Annotated in this window: 16 protein-coding genes; 2 read left to right on the top strand and 14 right to left on the bottom strand. The window is 70.6% G+C overall.

Annotated features, from left to right (window positions below; translation table 11 throughout):
• The first annotated feature begins 221 nt into the window (after positions 1-221).
• Positions 222-1,454: an ISAs1 family transposase gene (locus IE195_RS12750; protein WP_229826191.1), complete on the top strand. Its 1,233-nt coding sequence runs from the start codon at positions 222-224 to the stop codon at positions 1,452-1,454.
• A 58-nt stretch (positions 1,455-1,512) separates the two neighbouring features.
• Here IE195_RS12750 and IE195_RS12755 read toward each other — a convergent pair whose 3' ends face one another.
• The 10 genes from IE195_RS12755 to IE195_RS12800 all read right to left on the bottom strand — a co-directional run bounded on the left by IE195_RS12755 (position 1,513) and on the right by IE195_RS12800 (position 11,452).
• On the bottom strand, positions 1,513-2,019 hold the full coding sequence (locus IE195_RS12755) for a hypothetical protein (RefSeq protein WP_191270998.1): 507 nt from the start codon (positions 2,017-2,019) through the stop codon (positions 1,513-1,515).
• 447 nt (positions 2,020-2,466) lie between these two features.
• Positions 2,467-3,528 carry a hypothetical protein gene (locus IE195_RS12760; protein WP_191271001.1) on the bottom strand — a complete coding sequence of 354 codons (1,062 nt, stop codon included), beginning with the start codon at positions 3,526-3,528 and terminating at the stop codon, positions 2,467-2,469.
• Between the two features lie 178 nt (positions 3,529-3,706).
• Positions 3,707-4,960: a cytochrome P450 family protein gene (locus IE195_RS12765; protein ID WP_191271003.1), complete on the bottom strand. Its 1,254-nt coding sequence runs from the start codon at positions 4,958-4,960 to the stop codon at positions 3,707-3,709.
• A complete protein-coding gene (locus IE195_RS12770; RefSeq protein WP_191271006.1) occupies positions 4,960-6,174 on the bottom strand; it encodes a cytochrome P450 in 1,215 nt (404 codons plus the stop codon). The genes IE195_RS12765 and IE195_RS12770 overlap by 1 nt, the downstream gene beginning before the upstream one ends.
• A 50-nt stretch (positions 6,175-6,224) precedes the next feature.
• The gene (locus IE195_RS12775) at positions 6,225-7,469 is read right to left on the bottom strand and encodes a cytochrome P450 family protein (protein ID WP_191271008.1); all 1,245 of its coding nucleotides are present in this window, start codon (positions 7,467-7,469) and stop codon (positions 6,225-6,227) included.
• 49 nt (positions 7,470-7,518) lie between these two features.
• Positions 7,519-8,736: a cytochrome P450 gene (locus IE195_RS12780; protein WP_191271010.1), complete on the bottom strand. Its 1,218-nt coding sequence runs from the start codon at positions 8,734-8,736 to the stop codon at positions 7,519-7,521.
• Positions 8,733-9,362, bottom strand: a complete 630-nt coding sequence (locus IE195_RS12785) for a GTP-binding protein (protein ID WP_191271012.1) — start codon at positions 9,360-9,362, stop codon at positions 8,733-8,735. Before IE195_RS12785 ends, IE195_RS12780 begins: the two co-directional genes overlap by 4 nt.
• Positions 9,343-9,699 carry a DUF742 domain-containing protein gene (locus tag IE195_RS12790; RefSeq protein ID WP_191271014.1) on the bottom strand — a complete coding sequence of 119 codons (357 nt, stop codon included), beginning with the start codon at positions 9,697-9,699 and terminating at the stop codon, positions 9,343-9,345. Before IE195_RS12790 ends, IE195_RS12785 begins: the two co-directional genes overlap by 20 nt.
• Positions 9,696-10,100: a roadblock/LC7 domain-containing protein gene (locus IE195_RS12795; protein WP_191271016.1), complete on the bottom strand. Its 405-nt coding sequence runs from the start codon at positions 10,098-10,100 to the stop codon at positions 9,696-9,698. Before IE195_RS12795 ends, IE195_RS12790 begins: the two co-directional genes overlap by 4 nt.
• The gene (locus tag IE195_RS12800; protein ID WP_191271018.1) at positions 10,100-11,452 is read right to left on the bottom strand and encodes an ATP-binding protein; all 1,353 of its coding nucleotides are present in this window, start codon (positions 11,450-11,452) and stop codon (positions 10,100-10,102) included. Before IE195_RS12800 ends, IE195_RS12795 begins: the two co-directional genes overlap by 1 nt.
• A 691-nt stretch (positions 11,453-12,143) precedes the next feature.
• On the opposite strand from IE195_RS12800, the gene IE195_RS12805 reads away from it, so the two are divergent.
• Entirely contained in the window at positions 12,144-12,527 is a 384-nt protein-coding gene (locus tag IE195_RS12805) for an RNA polymerase-binding protein RbpA (RefSeq protein WP_191271020.1), read from the top strand.
• A gap of 87 nt (positions 12,528-12,614) precedes the next feature.
• On the opposite strand, the gene IE195_RS12810 is transcribed toward IE195_RS12805, so the two are convergent.
• The 4 genes from IE195_RS12810 to IE195_RS12825 form a co-directional block, all read right to left on the bottom strand.
• On the bottom strand, positions 12,615-13,418 hold the full coding sequence (locus IE195_RS12810) for an HAD-IIA family hydrolase (protein ID WP_191271022.1): 804 nt from the start codon (positions 13,416-13,418) through the stop codon (positions 12,615-12,617).
• A 99-nt stretch (positions 13,419-13,517) separates the two neighbouring features.
• Positions 13,518-14,315, bottom strand: coding sequence for an SCO1664 family protein (locus IE195_RS12815; protein ID WP_191271024.1), 798 nt, complete (start codon positions 14,313-14,315; stop codon positions 13,518-13,520).
• A gap of 5 nt (positions 14,316-14,320) precedes the next feature.
• Entirely contained in the window at positions 14,321-14,902 is a 582-nt protein-coding gene (locus IE195_RS12820) for a DUF3090 domain-containing protein (RefSeq protein ID WP_191271025.1), read from the bottom strand.
• A 169-nt stretch (positions 14,903-15,071) separates the two neighbouring features.
• The gene (locus tag IE195_RS12825; RefSeq protein WP_191271026.1) at positions 15,072-15,821 is read right to left on the bottom strand and encodes an MSMEG_4193 family putative phosphomutase; all 750 of its coding nucleotides are present in this window, start codon (positions 15,819-15,821) and stop codon (positions 15,072-15,074) included.
• Between the last annotated feature and the right edge of the window lie 21 nt (positions 15,822-15,842).

Here is a 15,842-nt window from a genome sequence, read left to right on the forward strand (position 1 = left end):
CGCAGAGAGCCCCGACCGCGCGCCCGATCCTCAGCGCTGTCCCCGAACTGCACGAACACGGGAAACCCGCGCTCCTCCTTCGCCCCCACCTGGCAGGGCTCGTGCAAGTTCCGGCTTGGTGTGGATCGTCCGGTTCGAGGAGATCACGGCCGTACACGCAGACAGGCACGGGGACCCGTGATCATTGTGGTGTCGAAGCCAAATGATCCCGAAGGTCTCCCGTGCCCGCCCTCTCATCATCCACGGTCCCGGCCGTACTCGCCAAACTCGCGCCCCTCAACACCCCCGACATCACGGACCTGCGCCCCTACCTGGCCACGGTCCCCGACCCCCGCTCACGCCACGGCCGCTGGTACCCGCTGCACTGCCTGTTGACCATCTGCGCCTGCGCCGTGATCTCCGGCGCCAGAACCATCGAGGAGATCACCGAATGGGGACAACGCACCCCCTTCCACCTCTTGGAAGCGATCGGCGTGCGCCCCCACCCGCTGCGCCGAAGGCGTTCCCCGGCCGCCTGCACCATCGACCGCGTCCTGTGCCGCATCGACCCACACGCCCTGGACACCGCCGTGTGCGCCTACCTTGCCGACCGCCACCGCGCCGCCACCGAGACCACCCCTGACGGCGACAAGGCCGCACACCAGGCGATCGCCGTGGACGGCAAAGCGCTCAAAGGCTCGGCCCGCACCGACCAAGCCGGGCGCCACCTGCTCTCGGCCCTGACCCACCACCTTCCCGTCACCCTGGCTCAGACCGAGGTCGGCGCCAAAACGAACGAGACCCGCCACTTCCTCCCCCTCCTTCAGGGCCTGGACCTGGCCGGGCACGTGGTCACCTGCGACGCCCTGCACACCGTCCAAGGCCACCTCAAGAGGCTCGTCGAGGACAGGAAGGCCCACTACGTGGCGGTGGTCAAGACCAACCAGCCCACCCTGCACGCCCAGATCTCGGCCCTGCCCTGGGACGAGCTGCCCCTCGCCCACACCCGCTCGGAGAAGGGCCACGGGCGGCGCGAGTCCCGATCGATCAAGGTCCTGGGCATCGTCGACAGCCTCGGCGGCATCTGCTTCCCCCACGCCAAGCTCGCCTTGCGGATCCACCGCCGCCGGCGGCAGACCGGCAAGAAGCAGACCCGCGAGACGGTCTTCGCCGTCACCAGCTTGGACGCCCACCAGGCCACCCCCGCCCAGCTCGCGGCCCTGGTCCGCGGCCATTGGGCGATCGAGAACTCCAGCCACCACATCCGGGACGTGACGTTCGGTGAGGATGCTTCCACGGTCCATGCCGGTGGTGCTCCCCAGGCGATGGTCGCGCTGCGCAACCTGGCGATCGGGGCGTTGAAGGTGACGGGAGCGGTCAACATCGCCAAGACCACCCGCGCGATCCGGGACCTACCCGAACGAGCACTGCCGTTCTTCGGAATCAGTCACGAACCCGACCTCTCGGGAACTTGAACGAGCCCTGCGGCACACACCGAGGGCTCTCAAGGCCCCGGCCACTGGTATCCACAGATCAGCGCAGCCCGTGACACCGGTAGTACGAATCAGGTGGCTCGAAAGCCATCCCGTTCTCATCGAGGGCGTTCAGAACAACCATCTGCCCACTCATGAACCGGAAGCAGACAGCGACTGTTCCCTCATCCATGTCCGTGCCGGTCCGTTCCAGGAGTTCAACATCCCGCAAGGTCTGCTGGTGAAGAATGCCCACCTCAGGGCGCTTTCCACGGCACCACTTCAGGTCAAACCCTGTCCACAGGACCGGTCTGCGGGGATCGATCGTGTTCCAGGTCAGCGAAAGATCATCGAGCTTGGCGTGGTTGATCTCGAGCTGTTCTCCATCGAAGTCAAGCAGGACCGGGCAGTCGGAGAACCATTCGCCGTCCTGACGATTCCAAACCAGCCACACCCCGGTCAGTGGTCGACCGATGAGTGCTCGCAACCGACGACCATGGGCAGCCATAACCGCGGAGCAGCCGTTCAGCCACCGCGGTTGATATCCCTCGATCCCGAAGTCGAACACGCAAGGACCCTCTCAGCACGCCGCCCCGGCCAGGCAACCCGGGACTTTGGGAGGTGCAAAAGATGCTCTTCACCGAAGGGAACGAAGGACCTCCCATGCGCGGACAAGCCTCTGACCGCCAGCAACACCCAGATCCACGGCTGGCCACGCCTTGAGGAACAGCCAAGGCACGACGATACCCTGACCGTAAAACCAATCCACCGCCGAACGGCGAGAACCTCACGAGGTGCCATCGGACGCCACCGTCGGCCTGTGTGTGCTCCGTTTGTGCTCCACAGTTTTGGACCGGGACAACACCGGGCGGCACGACGCGGCACAGGACGGCATCCTGATTCGGATGGTGCGGGACAGAACGGTCCGTAGCGACACGTGACGGCACCCGGGCGCCGGACTTCTCATCCGATGGTTCTGACCGGGCTCAGGAGAGGCCCCCGGCCACGCGGCTGTTCACCCGACGGGGAACTCCAGGTCGACGGTGGCGAAGCACTCGTCCAGGCAGCCGGTCACGGTCAGGTCTCCGCCCACCTCCGGTCCGCTGAAGAACAGGGCGGTCTGGGTGGCGGTCCCCGCGTCCAGCTCGTACTCCCCCACGGCCTCCTCGGCCCGGTACTCGTGGCCGTCCGGGGCGGTGTAGGTGGCGCCGAACAGGTCCAGGGCGACGTTGTCCACCGTGGTGAACTCGGCGGTGACGACCAGGGCGTCGTCGGTGACGCTCTGGTAGGCGGTCAGCAGGTGGACGTCGACCCCCTCCGAGCTGGCGGCGACACCGCTGCCGGAGACCAGGCGTTTGCCGGGGTCCTGGCCGTCGATGAGGAAACCGGTGATCAGGCCGTCCTCCGTGGTGAACCGGTCGAAGACGACGCACACCGGCCCCCCGGTCTCCGGGCGGCACAGCTCGAAGCCCTCCTCGGAGGGTTCCAGGGTGGCGCTCGGTCGGGGATCGCCGGCCGAGTCCCAGGCGCTGAAGAGCTGGACGTGGTGGCGCAGGTAGGTGTGGGCGGTGGAGTCCTCCGCGGTCAGGGTCAGCCCCTCGCGCATCCGCTCGGGGTCGTCGCTCGCGGCGAGGGCGGCCATGTACTCGGCCGCCTCGTCCGGGATCTCCTCGCCGGCCTCCCCGGCCTCCTCTGACTCCTCCGGCGCGGCCGTCCCCTCGGGTTCCGTCGGCTCCCCGGTCCCGGCACCGGGTTCGGGTTCGGAAGCGGGAGCGGGGGCGGGTTCGGAACCGGGATCGGGGGCGGGTTCGGAACCGGGATCGGGGGCGGGTTCGGAACCGGGATCGGGCGGGGGCTCCCCCGGCTCGGGCTCGGAGGTCCGCTCGGGTCCGGAGGTCCGCTCCGGGTCGCCGACCGGCTCCTCCGCCCCGGGGACGGGGGTCTCCTGCCCCTGGTCGCCGGGTTCGGAGACCTCCCGTTCGTCTGCGGACGGAACGAGCTCGCGGACTCCGCCCAGGTCGCATCCGGTCAGGAGAAGGACCAGGATGGCGGCGGCGGTCACGACCGACTTCGGCATGTCCTGACGTCCTCTCGGAACGACATTCGGACTGCCGAGTTTAGGGTGAATTAGTGATAATAGTCCGCTTTCAACCTTTTTTGGGGGTTTCCTGAATTCCCTCTGTCCCCACATGACCTGAACTCCGGGAACAGCGCCGCCGGGCCCTCCCGGAAAGGGCCCGGCGGCGAACCCCGTGCTACCCCCGGGGGCGCAGGACGACCGGGAACTCCTTGAGGCTGTTGGTCGAGAGCGCCGCCACGACCTCCAGGGACTCGTCCGGAACGGCGAGCTCCAGGTCCGGGAAGCGCTCGAACAGCATCGGCAGGATGATCCGCGACTCCAGGCGCGAGAGCGGGGCGCCCGGGCAGATGTGCGGGCCGTAGCCGAAGCTGATGTGGCGGCCCCTGCTCCGCTTCGGGTCGAAGACGTGCACGTCGTCGCCGAACTCGGCGCGGTCGCGGGTGGCGGCGCCGTAGTGCGTCAGCAGCGCCTCACCCTTCCTGATGGTCTGCCCGGCCACCTCGACGTCCTCGGTGGCGAAGCGGAACATCATGACGTTGTTGGGCGGGTCGAAGCGCAGGGTCTCCTCGATCACGTCCTCCCAGCTCACCTCGCCCCTCTTCAGCAGCTCGCGCTGCTCGGGGTGGTTGAGCAGGGCCCGGACCGCGTTGGTGAGCAGGTTGACGGTGGTCTCGTGGCCGGCCGCGACCACCGTCAGCAGGGTGACGACGACCTCCGTGTCACTGAGGCCGTCCTCGCTCTCCACCCCCGTCCGGAGCAGGTCGGCGGTGAAGTCGTCGCACTCGTCCAGGTTCGCCTTCTTGCGGGCGACCACGTCGGTGAAGAACTGGAACAGCGCACCGTAGATCTCGATGTGCTCACCCGGCTCGGTGGTACCCGAGAACAGCTTGGCGTACATCTCGCCGAGGTGGACGTACTCGTCCTCCCCGATCCCGTAGAGCTCGCCGATGACCCCCATCGGCACCTTGAAGGTGAACCCGGACTTCAGGTCCTGGGGCTCGTGGGCCCCCTCCTCCAGGGTGTCCAGGTACCTGGCGGTCAGCCGCTCGATCCGCGGGCGCAGCCGCTCCACCCGGCGGGCGGAGAACGGGCTGGCGGTGAGTGTGCGCAGACGGCGGTGCGCGTCGCCGTCCAGGGCCAGCATGTTGGTGTTGTCGGTGGGGATGGTCGCCATGAGCGGCCACTCCGCGGTGACCGTGCCGTCCTGGAAGTCGGCCCAGTGGTCGACGCTCTTGACCAGCCGGGGGTCGTTGAGGGTCAGGCGGCTGGCCTCGTGGTGGGTGGTGGCCCAGGCCCGCACACCGCCGGGCAGCTCGACCCGGGTGAGCGGCCCCTCCTGGTAGAGGCGTTCACGGTCGGCCTGGACGTCCTCCGGGACCGCGTGCAGGATCGGGATGCCGTCGGCGTTGTGCTGCACGGGGCAGGGCATCAGTGGACTCCTTGAGGGATTGCGGGGGTGAAGGTGACGGGGAGGGAGACGACGCCGCGGACCCAGGGGGAGGGGCGCCACCGGAGCTCGTCGGGGCCCACCGCCAGCTCGACGTCGGGGAGGCGGTCGAGCAGGACCTCGATGGCGGTGACGGCGATGGTCTCGGCGATCTCCCGCGCGGCGTAGGGGCAGCCGTGCTCGCCGTGGGAGAAGGACAGGTGGGCGCGGTTGGCGTGTTCTCCCCCGGCCCGCGACCGGGTCAGGGCGGGGTCCTGGTTGGCGGCCGCGTACCCGAGCAGGACCATGTCGCCCGTACGGATGCGCTGGCCGCCGAGTTCGACGTCGTGGGCGGCGTACCGGCCCGCCTGCATCTGGGAGGGCGAGTCCGCCCACAGGACCTCGTTGAGGGCCTCCCGCACGCTGCTGCGGGCGCCGGACAGGGAGGCGGAGAAGCGGTCGTCGGTGAACATCAGCCGCAGCGCGTTCCCGATCCACTCGGTGGTGGTCTGGTGGCCGCCGCCCAGGATGGCCAGGAGTTCGGGGACGAGTTCCTCGTCGGTGTAGCCGCGGGGGTCGGCCATCAACCGGGAGACCACGTCGGGTCCGGGCCGGGCGCGGCGCAGGGCGACCAGCTCGCCGACCCGGGCGGCCATGTCCGCGTAGGCCCGCATGACGTCGGGGCCCGCGTCGAACACGGTCGACATGACGGCGGTGAGTTGTTCGCCGCGCTCGTCGTCCAGGCCGAACATCCAGCACAGGACCAGGGCGGGGATCCGGCTGGCGTACCGGCCCCGCAGCTCCGCCCCGCTGGAGGCGCAGAAGCCGTCGACGAGACGGTCCGCCAGCCGGGCGGTGACCGTGCGGAGCTCGTGGGGGTCGGCGGCGGTCAGCGCCGCGTTGACCGCCTGGGCGCGGAGCCGGTGGTCCTCCCCCTCAGCCGAGAGCATGTTCGGGAGCGGCATGACCACGGGCAGCATCGACCAGTCCTCGGGCACCCGGTCCCAGGAGTTCCACCGGCGCGGGTCCCGCGCGAACACCGCGGGGGTGGCGAGCACGTGGTGGAGCTCCCGGTACCCGATGACCAGCCAGGCGGGGAGGTCACCGTCCATCAGGACGGGGACCACCGGGCCGTGCTCGGCACGCATCAACCGGTAGGCACCGCCGGGGTCGGCGTTGAACCGCGGGTCGTTCAACCGGATCGGTTCCGTGGTCATCGGGCACCTCGTCCATGGTCTGGGGGTGGGGACCTGGGGCAGGAGGGGAGCTACGGGCGCAGGAGGACCGGCAGTTCCTTGAGGCTGTTGACCACGATGGAGGGGTGGTTCTCCAGCTCGCCGTCCGGGACGGCCAGCTTCAGGTCGGGGAAGCGCTCGAACAGCAGGGGCAGGGCGATCTGGCCCTCCATACGGGCCAGGTGGGAGCCCGGGCACACGTGCGGTCCGTAGCCGAAGGAGATGTGGCGTCCCTGCTTACGGGTCAGGTCGAAGGTGTCCGGGTGGGGCTCCTCGCCGTGTTCACCGCGGTCGCGGCTGATCGCACCGTAGGAGGTCATCAGCGCCTCACCCTTGCGGATGGTCTCCCCGCCGACCTCGACGTCCTCGGTGGCGAAGCGGAAGACCATGTTGGAGGTGGGCGGGTCGAAGCGCAGGGTCTCCTCGACCACGGTGTCCCAGCCCACCTCGCCCTGCTTGACCAGCTCGAACTGCTCCGGGTGGGCCAGCAGCGCGCGCACCGCGTTGCACAGCAGGTTGACGGTGGTCTCGTGACCGGCCGCCACGACGACCTGCAGGGTGCCGCGCACCTCCAGGTCGGTGAGGGCGTCCCCGTCCTCGCCGGCGTTGAGGAGCTCGGTGGTCAGGTCCTCCCCCGGCTCGGCCCGCTTCCGGGCGATCATGTCCTCGTAGTAGCGCTCCAGGGTCGCGTAGGTCTCCATGAACTCCTGCGGGCTGGTGACCGCGCTGAAGAACTTCACGTACATGTCGCGCAGGTAGCCGTGTTCGGCGGCGTCCACCCCGTAGAGCTCGCCGATCACGCTCATCGGGAGTTTGAAGGCGAACTCCCCCTTGAGGTCGAGCGGCTCGTGCGCCCTGCCCTCCAGGGCGTCGAGCAGATCGGTGGTCAGGCTGTGGATGCGCGGGCGCAACCGCTCCACGCTGCGCGCGGAGAAGGCCTTGGCGGTGAGCAGGCGCAGACGCTTGTGCTCGGCGCCGTCGGTGCCCAGGAGGTTGGTGGGGGTGGGCGGGATCGTGCTCATCAGGGGCCAGGCCTCGGGGATGCGCCCCTGCTGGTAGTCGTCCCAGTGGGCGATGTCCTTGACCAGGCGGGGGTCGTTGAGGGTGGCGCGGGCGGCCTCGTGGTGGGTGACGGCCCAGGCCCGCACGCCACCGGGCAGTTCGACCCGGGTGAGGGGGCCTGCAGCGTGCAGGGTCTCGCGTTCGGCTCGCAGGTCCCTGACGTAGGGGTCCAGGGTGACGGTTCCACCGGAACCGTGCTGAACGGGGCAGGACATCAGTGCACTCCTCGGGGGCTGGTGCGGGGAACTCTGTACGGAGCGGGGGTCACGGGGCCCCGATCGGCTCGGTCGGGGTGAACGTGACGGGCAGGGAGGCGACCCCTCTCACCCAGGGGGAGGGACGCCAGCGGAGTTCGGTCTGGGGCAGGTCCAGTTCGATGTCGGGAAGCCTGTCGACGAGGACCTCGACGCCGGTGACGGCGATGATCTCGGCGATCTCCCGCGCCGGGTAGGGGCACTGGTGGGGCCCGTGCGAGAAGGACAGGTGGGCCTGGCTGCCGCGGTCGCCGACCCGGTCGGCGCCGGAGCGCACCAGCGGGTCCCGGTTGGCTCCGGAGAGTCCGAGGAGCACCAGGTCGCCCTGGCGGATGAGCTGACCGCCGAGCTCCACGTCGTGCACGGCGAAGCGCCCCGCGTGGATCTGGGTGGGGGTGTCCTCCCAGAGGACCTCGTTGAGGGCCTCCTGCACGCTGTTGCGGGCCCCCGCGATGGAGGCGCCGAAACGGTCGTCGGTGAACATCAGCCGCAGCGCGTTGCCCAGCCACTCGGCGGTCGGCTGGTTTCCGCCGCCCAGCAGGACGATCAGCTCGGGTACCGCCTCCTCGTCGGTGTACCCGGCGGGGTGGGCGAGCAGCCGGGAGACCACGTCGGGCCCGGGTGCGGCACGGCGTTCGGCGACGAGTTCGCCCATGGCGGCCATCAGGGCCTGTTGGGCGGCCATGGCGTCGGCGCCGCCGTCGATCATCTTGTTCATGTTGTCGGCGAGGTGGTCGCCGCGCACCGCGTCCAACCCGTACATCCAGCTCAGGACCAGGGCGGGGAGCCTCGCGGTGTAGGAGGTGCGCAGGTCCGTGCCGGTGGACCCGCAGAAGGAGTCGATGAGCCGGTCCGCCATGCGCACGGTGGTGGCGCGCAGCTCGTGCAGGTCGGTCCCGGACAGGGCGTCGCTGACCGCGCCGGCACGGCGGCGGTGTTCGTCCCCCTCCGAGTGGAGCACCGTGGGCAGCTGCATCACCATCGGCAGCAGCGGCCAGTCCTCGGGGACCAGGTCCCAGGCGTTCCAGCGCCGGGAGCTCCGCGCGTACACGCTGGGGCTGTTCAGCACGTGGTGCAGTTCCCGGTAGCCGATGACCAGCCAGGCGGGCACGTCCCCCTCCATGGTGACCGGGACGACCGGGCCGTGCTCGGTGCGCATCTGCTCGTACAGCCCGCCGGGGTCGGTCTGGAACCGGGGGCCGTGCAACTGGACGGGGCAACCGCTCATCCGGCTCTCCTCGTGATCAGGGAACACACGTGGTGTACGAGCGCGATGAGTACCTGCTTGGCCGATTCCCGTTCCCTGGCGTCGCACCGCACGAGCGGGACGGCGGGGTCCAGGTCGAGGGCGGAGCGCACCTCGTCCAGGGTGTGTTCGGTGTCGCCGAAGTCGTTGTGCGCGACGATGAACGGGGTGCCCTGCGCCTCCAGGCGGTCGATGGCGTAGAAGGAGTCCTCCAGGCGGCGGGTGTCGACGAGCACGACCGCGCCCAGGGCCCCGGTGAAGAGCCGGTCCCACAGGAACCAGAAGCGCTCCTGTCCAGGGGCGCCGAAGAGGTAGAGGACCGAGGTGGCGTCCAGGGTGATGCGGCCGAAGTCGAAGGCGACGGTGGTGGTGCGCTTGCCCTCCACCCCGCTGAGGTCGTCGACCCCGTCCCCCGCCCGGGTCATGGTCTCCTCCGTGGTCAGCGGACGGATCTCGCTGACCGAGCGGACCAGGGTGGTCTTGCCGACCCCGAATCCGCCGACGACGGCGATCTTCAGGGCCTGTTCCGTGCTGTCGGCGAGCGGGGAGGCCGACCCGTCGGGCGGGGTGCCGGGTTCAGGGGCTGGTTCAGAGGTTGTGGAGTGCAACGAGCACCTTCTCCAACACGTCCGGTGAGGCGAGCGGGTGCGCCGGTGAGGGCGCGGGGGCCGGGTGGCGCGCGGTCACCCGGCCGGTGTCGATCAGGTCGGTGAGCAGGATGCGCACGACCGTCACGGGCAGGCGCAGGTGGGCGGCGACCTCGACCACGGCCATGGGGCTGACGCACAGGCGCAGGATCTCGGCGTGCTCGGACTGCATGCCCTGGGTCGGGAGGCACTCGGCGACGATGAGCGTCACCGCGTCCAGGGAGTCGTCGGCCCCGCTGCTGCGCCCCGAGGTGATGACGTAGAGCCGGTCGGGGCTCTCCCCGCGGTGTGAGCTCATACCGTCTCGGCCCCGGCCCGGGGCGGTGTGGTCAGGTGCTCGCCCATCTGCTCGACCAGCTCGTTCATGTTGTGGCCGACCAGCCCCGGTTCCGCTTCGTCGCTGGTGACGACGGCGAGGTGGGTGCCGTGGCCGGCCTCGACGATGAAGAGCAGGCCGCCGTAGAACTCGGCCATCGCCTGGCGTACGCCGCCCCTGCCGTCACCGAACTCCACCGAGGCGCTGTGCGCGAGGCTCTGCACTCCGGCCGCGATGGCGGCGAGGTGGTCGGCGCTGTCGGTGCTCAGGCCCGAGCTGTGGCAGAGCTTGAGTCCGTCCCGGGAGAGCACGAGCGCGTGTCGGGTGCCCGGTGTGTGTTCCAGGAGGCCTTCGAGCAGCCAGGTCAGCTTGTTGAGGTCCATCAGGTGTCCTTCGGTGAGTCAGTCGGCCCCTGGCCGCGCACCGCGGATCGGAACGCGCCGAAATCCTTCGCCGAGGCGGGGGGACTGGGTTTTTCGGGGGCGGGTTGTCTGCGCTCCGCGGCGGCGAGGGTCCGGCCCCGGCGGCGCTGCGGCAGGCCGTTCTCCGCCCTGGGTGCCGGAGCGGAGTCGGCGGGAGCTGCCGCCGTCTTTCGGGGGGAGGGTTCGGAGGCGACGACCGGCTGGGGCGCCGTGGGGGCGGGCAGCGGTTTGATGAGCCGCTGGGGCAGGAGCAGGATCACGGCCGTGCCGCCGCGTGAGGAGGAGCGGAAGGAGACGTCGAGGCCGTAGCGGTGGGCGATCTGTCCGACGACCGACAGGCCCAGGCGTGAACCGGAGATGGCGGAGATGTCGAGTCCGCCCTCCACCGCCTGGCGGGCCCGGCGCAGCGCCTCCTCTCCCATGACGAGGCCGCCGTCCTCGACCATGATCGCCACCCCGGCCTGGACCTCCTCCACGTGGACGTGGACCTCGGCGGTGGGCGGGGAGAACTTGGCCGCGTTGTCGAGGAGCTCGGCCAGCGCGTGGATGACCCCCTCCGCGGCGAACCCGGCGACCGCGAGGTCGGAGACGCTGTGCGTGCGGACCCGCTGGTAGGCGCCGATGCGGCCCATGGCGCCGCGCAGGATGCTCTCCATCGGGATGGCCCGCCCCCACCTGCGCCCCGAACGCGCTCCGGTGAGGATGGCGATGCTGTCGGCGACCCGCCCGGTCTGGGCCGTGGTGTGGTCCAGGTGCATGAGGTCGCCGAGGACGTCGGCCCCGGCGCTGCCGTCGCCGTGGCGTTCCTGCATCTGGCGCAGGTCGGCGAGCATCGTGGTGGTCAGTGCCTGGACCCGGCCCGCGGCGGTGGCGCAGGCGGCCATGGCGGCGGAGCGGCGGCGTTCGGCGGTGGAGATGCCGGTGGCGACGGCCCGTAGGACGGCGGCGTTCGAGGGGTCCGACACGGCGGACATCCGGTGCAGGGCGGTGTCGGCGGAGTCGCCGGTACGCAGCCGTTCGACCAGGCGGGGCAGGTGTTCCCCGGCGAGGGCCTCGGTTTCGGCCCGTACCTCTTCGACCCGTGCCCGGAGTTCGGCGATCCGGTGGTCCCGGCGCGCGAGGAGGAGGGCCAGGGCCAGGAGCAGCAGGAGGGCGACGCCTCCGGTGACCAGGACCGGCACCAGCCCTTCCGGGTGGGCGGTCCACAGGGCCCAGCCCCAGGCCGGCAGCACCGGGACCAGGACGAGAAGCCACCGTTGGGCGGTCGGCCTCGGTGGCAGCGCTCCGCGGGATCGGGGGGATTTGTCAGTCATGGTGCTCCACGTCCGGCCACGTCGTCACTCTTCGTACACATTGGAGGGCACACCGAACGGGTGCCGGTAATCAACGTGCGAAGGCGTGCTGAATAGGTGGACGAATTAACCCCAACCTATCTTTTTCTGCACACAGCGAGTCAACATACCATCAAGTTCGTCTGTCGCCTATGTCAGAAAAAGAACAAGGTAATGCAATCCGGGGGCCGGTCCGGGACTCCGGCGGCACAGGGGGTTCCCGCAGGAATCACCACATCGCGGACCCGACCCCGAGGACACGCGAAAACCCTGCCCCGATCTCTCGTATACATATCTTGAACTGCGGTGACACCCGGGAAATCCACGTCCCCGGAAATCGATCGGTCCGACTTCGGGCGGCCCGCGCCCACGTACGCGCCCGGGAGGCTCCTCCGCCGGCGCGGCCGTGTCCGGGAGGCGGGTCGTGTGAGCAGGGGTGCACGAACGGGGCCGGACACGGCAGCGCTCCCGACGGGATCCGGAACCCGAGAAACCCACCCCCTAGAGTGGTGCAGGTCACAAGCGCCGGAGGGCTCGGTGGCGCAGGCCCCGGCGGCGTGCGCTGCTCCCGAGTCCGCCGGAGTGGTTCGACCTCAGGTCAGCGGGGAATCTTGACGTGGACCGACGCGTTACACCCCGCGAGACCGCACAAGCGCCTGGAGGCACCCACACGATGGCCGAGCGAGCACTTCGCGGCACACGGCTCGGGGCGACGAGCTACGAGAACGACCGCAACACCGACCTGGCTCCCCGGCAGGAAGTCACCTACGACTGCACACGGGGTCACCGCTTCTCGGTCACCTTCGCGACCGAGGCCGAGATCCCCGCGGAATGGGAATGCCGTTTCTGCGGCGACCGAGCGCTGCGCCGGGACGGCAGCGGCGAGGAGCCCAAGAACACCAAACCGGTCCGTACCCACTGGGACATGCTGCTGGAACGCCGCAGCATGGAGGACCTGGAGGAGGTCCTCGCCGAACGCCTGGCCCTGCTCCGCGCCCGTCGCCGCGAGGAAGCGGCGAAGGTCGAGGAGATCGCCAAGCAGCGGCAGAGCGCCTGACGGCAACGGCCCGAGCGACGACAGCACGGGGGCGGTGGACATGATCCACCGCCCCCGTCGCCGTGCCCGGGGCGCGACGGGCCCCGGTCAGTCCTCGGCGCCGAAGGGGTTCCGGGTGACGCCCACGAGTTCCTTCACCGACTCGATCACCCGGGTGGGCCGGTAGGGGAACTGGTCGGCGGTGTCCCTGTCGGAGATCCCCGAGAGCACCAGCACCGTCTGCAGGCCGGCCTCCAGCCCGCTGAGCACGTCGGTGTCCATCCGGTCGCCGACCATCAGGGTGTTCTCCGAGTGCGCTCCGATCCGGCGCAGCGCCGACCGCATCATGAGCGGATTCGGCTTGCCCACGAAGTAGGGCCGACGGCCGGTGGCCTTCTCGATCAGCGCGGCGACGGCACCGGTCGCGGGCAGCGGCCCCTCGGCACTGGGCCCGGTCTGGTCGGGGTTGGTGGCGATGAAGCGGGCCCCGTTGCGGACGAGCCGGATCGCGCGGGTGATGGCCTCGAAGCTGTAGGTGCGGGTCTCCCCCAGCACCACGTAGTCCGGGTCGCGCTCGGTCATCACGTAACCCACGTTGTGCAGGGCCGTGGTCAGACCCGACTCGCCCACCACGTAGGCCGACCCGCCGGGACGCTGGGTCTGGAGGAACTGGGCCGTGGCCAGGGCGGAGGTCCAGATGGCCTCCTCGGGGATGTCCAGTCCCGTGTTGAGCAGCCGTGCACGCAGGTCGCGGGGGGTGTAGATGGAGTTGTTCGTCAACACCATGAAGGGGGTCCGCTGCTCGCGGAGTTCCGCGATGAGCGCGTCCGCGCCCGGGATCAGGTGCTCTTCGCGTACGAGCACGCCATCCATGTCGAAAAGGTAGTTCCACTCATTGCTCACGTGCACCATTGTGCAGGTACCGGAGACACCGGCGCCATTCCTACCCCCCGGTAGTCACGCACGACGGGGTTGACGCTCCTCACACCGGGACCGCCCGCACGTGTGCGCTCACACCGGCGGCCAGGGGACCGACGGCCAGTCCGGGGCCGGATAGGGGTGGATGCGGTGGTGGATGAGCAGGTCCACCCGGGCGCGGACCGCGTGCACCTCGGGCCCGGTGAGGTGTCCGGCGAGTTCGGCCGTGAGGGGGTCGTCCGGGTTCCGCAGACGGTTCCGCACCTCGGTCAGGGCGGCCAGCGCCTCCTCGGTGAGCGGTTGGCCCCGCCACTGCCACAGAACGGTGCGCAGCTTGTAGTCCTCCGCGAAGGACACCCCGTGGTCGCAGCCGTACAGGTGTCTCCCGGGGGTGGGCAGCAGGTGGCCGATCTTGCGGTCGGAGTTGTTGATGACCGCGTCCAGGACCGCCATCCGCCGCAGCCCGGGGTGGTCGTCCTCCCGGGAGAGCGCGACGAGGTCGACGGTGGTGTCGCCGTGCACCCACAGCTGGACCATGCCCTCGCCGTAGGGCCCGTCCCGGTGGACGGTGGGCGGGACCACCGACCAGCCCAGCGCCTCGGAGACGGCGTAGGCCGACACCTCCCGACCGGCCAGGGTGCCGTCGGGGAAGTCCCACAGCGGCCGCTCCCCCGCCACCGGTTTGTACACGCACACGGCCGAACGGCTGCCGTCCGAGACCGTGCAGTACAGGGTGGCGTTGGAGGCCGCGGTCAGACGGCCCTCGACGGTGATCTCACCCCGGCGCAGCAGGTCGAGCCCCTCAGCGGGGGTGAGCCCGCCGAAGGCGTCCTGGACGTCGGGGGCCGCGGCGGCCGCGCCCGGCCGGGTGCCGGTGGTGTCGTCGTCCACGGCCGTCAGACGAGACGGTCCGGGCGGTAGCCGTTCTGCCGCGCGCAGACGTGGCCGTTCGGATCGAGGGGGCGACCGCACAGCGGGCAGTCGGGGCGTCCGGCGGACACGACCTTCAGGGCCCGTCCGGCGAAGGCGCGCGCCTCCCCTGGGGTGAGGTAGACGCGCAGGACGTCGCGGTGGGCGGGTGCCTCCTCGGCGAAGACCTCCAGCTCCTCCTCGTCGTCCTCCAGCATCTCCTCGGAGGCGGTCTCGTCGATCTCCTGGGCCTCGATGATGACGCGGGCCGCCTCGGCGTCCCAGGCCAGGGCCAGCGTGCCGACCCGGAAGTCCTGTTCGATGGGTTGTTCCAGCGGGCCGTCGTCCTCGGGCGGGGCCGCGTCGTCCGGCGGCGTCCCGAACCGGCGGTGCACCTCTTCCAGCAACTCCTCGATACGGGTGGCCAGGGCCTCCACCTGGGCCTTCTCCAGGACGGCGCTGGTGATGCGGCCCTCGCCGACGGCCTGGAGGAAGAAGGTGCGGTCCCCAGGCTGACCCACGGTCCCGGCGACGAACCGTTCCGGCGGATTGAACTGAAAGACGGGCATACCAAGCACCTTACGGGATGAGGGTGACACGGTGCGATCCGCCCACGCCAACGCCCGGTGTCAGGCGGACTCCGCCACCTCGAGGTGCGGGAACGGGCGCCCCGTCGGGATCCGGTCGGCGAGCTCGCGCGCGTTCCCCCCGCCGGGGCACGACCGATGCGCGCTCGCCCTAACCGGTTCGGGGGTTCTGGCCCGCGCCTCCGCCGACGGCCGCGTCACCCGTGGTCTCCGCGGTCGTGGGAAGGGTCCCGGCCAGCGGCTCCCCGGTGTCGTTGAGCTTGTTGAGGAAGGGGCGGGTGGCCGTGTAGGTGATGGAGGTGACCGAACAGGGGTCCACGCGCAGGCGCTGGAACAGGTCCAGGTGCATGCCCAGGGCGTCGGCGACGATCGCCTTGATCACGTCGCCGTGGCTGCACACCACGTACACGGGCGGGGGCGCGTCGGCACCGGCCCGCTGGAGCAGCAGGCCGTTCCAGTCCCGTACCGCCTCCACCGCCCTGGCCGAGGCCGCGGCCAGGGCCTCCCCGCCGGGAAAGCGGGCGGCGCTCGGGTGGTCCTGGACGACCCGCCACAGGGGTTCGGCCGCGAGGTCGGTGAGGGAGCGGCCGGTCCAGCTGCCGTAGTCGCACTCCACGAAGCGCTCGTCGGTGGTGACGGGGGCGCCGAGCCGTCCGGAGAGCGTCTCGGCGGTCTCCTGACAGCGTTCGAGCGGGCTCGAGACGAGCGCGGCGGGGGCGAGGCCGCCGAGCCTGTCGGCCAGGCGCTCGGCCTGGGAGCGCCCGTTGTCGTTGAGGTGCACGCCGGACGCGCGGCCGGCCAGCCGGGGTCCGGTGGCGTCGGTCATGCCGTGCCGGACGAGCAGGAGGGTCACCGCCCCGGACGCGGGCGGGGTGTCCTTGGTGTCAGCAGGTGTCGCCATGCGGACAGCCTAGGGGGCCGG

It is taken from the genome of Nocardiopsis terrae, assembly GCF_014651695.1.
Taxonomy (GTDB): Bacteria; Actinomycetota; Actinomycetes; order Streptosporangiales; family Streptosporangiaceae; genus Nocardiopsis; species Nocardiopsis terrae.

What these genes read in the sequence shown, in the direction of transcription:
- IE195_RS12760 (WP_191271001.1), bottom strand. Translation starts at nt 3,528, where the DNA reads ATGCCGAAGTCGGTCGTGACCGCCGCCGCCATCCTGGTCCTTCTCCTG.
- IE195_RS12765 (WP_191271003.1), bottom strand. Translation starts at nt 4,960, where the DNA reads ATGCCCTGCCCCGTGCAGCACAACGCCGACGGCATCCCGATCCTGCAC.
- IE195_RS12770 (WP_191271006.1), bottom strand. Translation starts at nt 6,174, where the DNA reads ATGACCACGGAACCGATCCGGTTGAACGACCCGCGGTTCAACGCCGAC.
- IE195_RS12775 (WP_191271008.1), bottom strand. Translation starts at nt 7,469, where the DNA reads ATGTCCTGCCCCGTTCAGCACGGTTCCGGTGGAACCGTCACCCTGGAC.
- IE195_RS12780 (WP_191271010.1), bottom strand. Translation starts at nt 8,736, where the DNA reads ATGAGCGGTTGCCCCGTCCAGTTGCACGGCCCCCGGTTCCAGACCGAC.
- IE195_RS12790 (WP_191271014.1), bottom strand. Translation starts at nt 9,699, where the DNA reads ATGAGCTCACACCGCGGGGAGAGCCCCGACCGGCTCTACGTCATCACC.
- IE195_RS12795 (WP_191271016.1), bottom strand. Translation starts at nt 10,100, where the DNA reads ATGGACCTCAACAAGCTGACCTGGCTGCTCGAAGGCCTCCTGGAACAC.
- IE195_RS12800 (WP_191271018.1), bottom strand. Translation starts at nt 11,452, where the DNA reads ATGACTGACAAATCCCCCCGATCCCGCGGAGCGCTGCCACCGAGGCCG.
- IE195_RS12805 (WP_191271020.1), top strand. Translation starts at nt 12,144, where the DNA reads ATGGCCGAGCGAGCACTTCGCGGCACACGGCTCGGGGCGACGAGCTAC.
- IE195_RS12810 (WP_191271022.1), bottom strand. Translation starts at nt 13,418, where the DNA reads ATGGTGCACGTGAGCAATGAGTGGAACTACCTTTTCGACATGGATGGC.
- IE195_RS12820 (WP_191271025.1), bottom strand. Translation starts at nt 14,902, where the DNA reads ATGCCCGTCTTTCAGTTCAATCCGCCGGAACGGTTCGTCGCCGGGACC.
- IE195_RS12825 (WP_191271026.1), bottom strand. Translation starts at nt 15,821, where the DNA reads ATGGCGACACCTGCTGACACCAAGGACACCCCGCCCGCGTCCGGGGCG.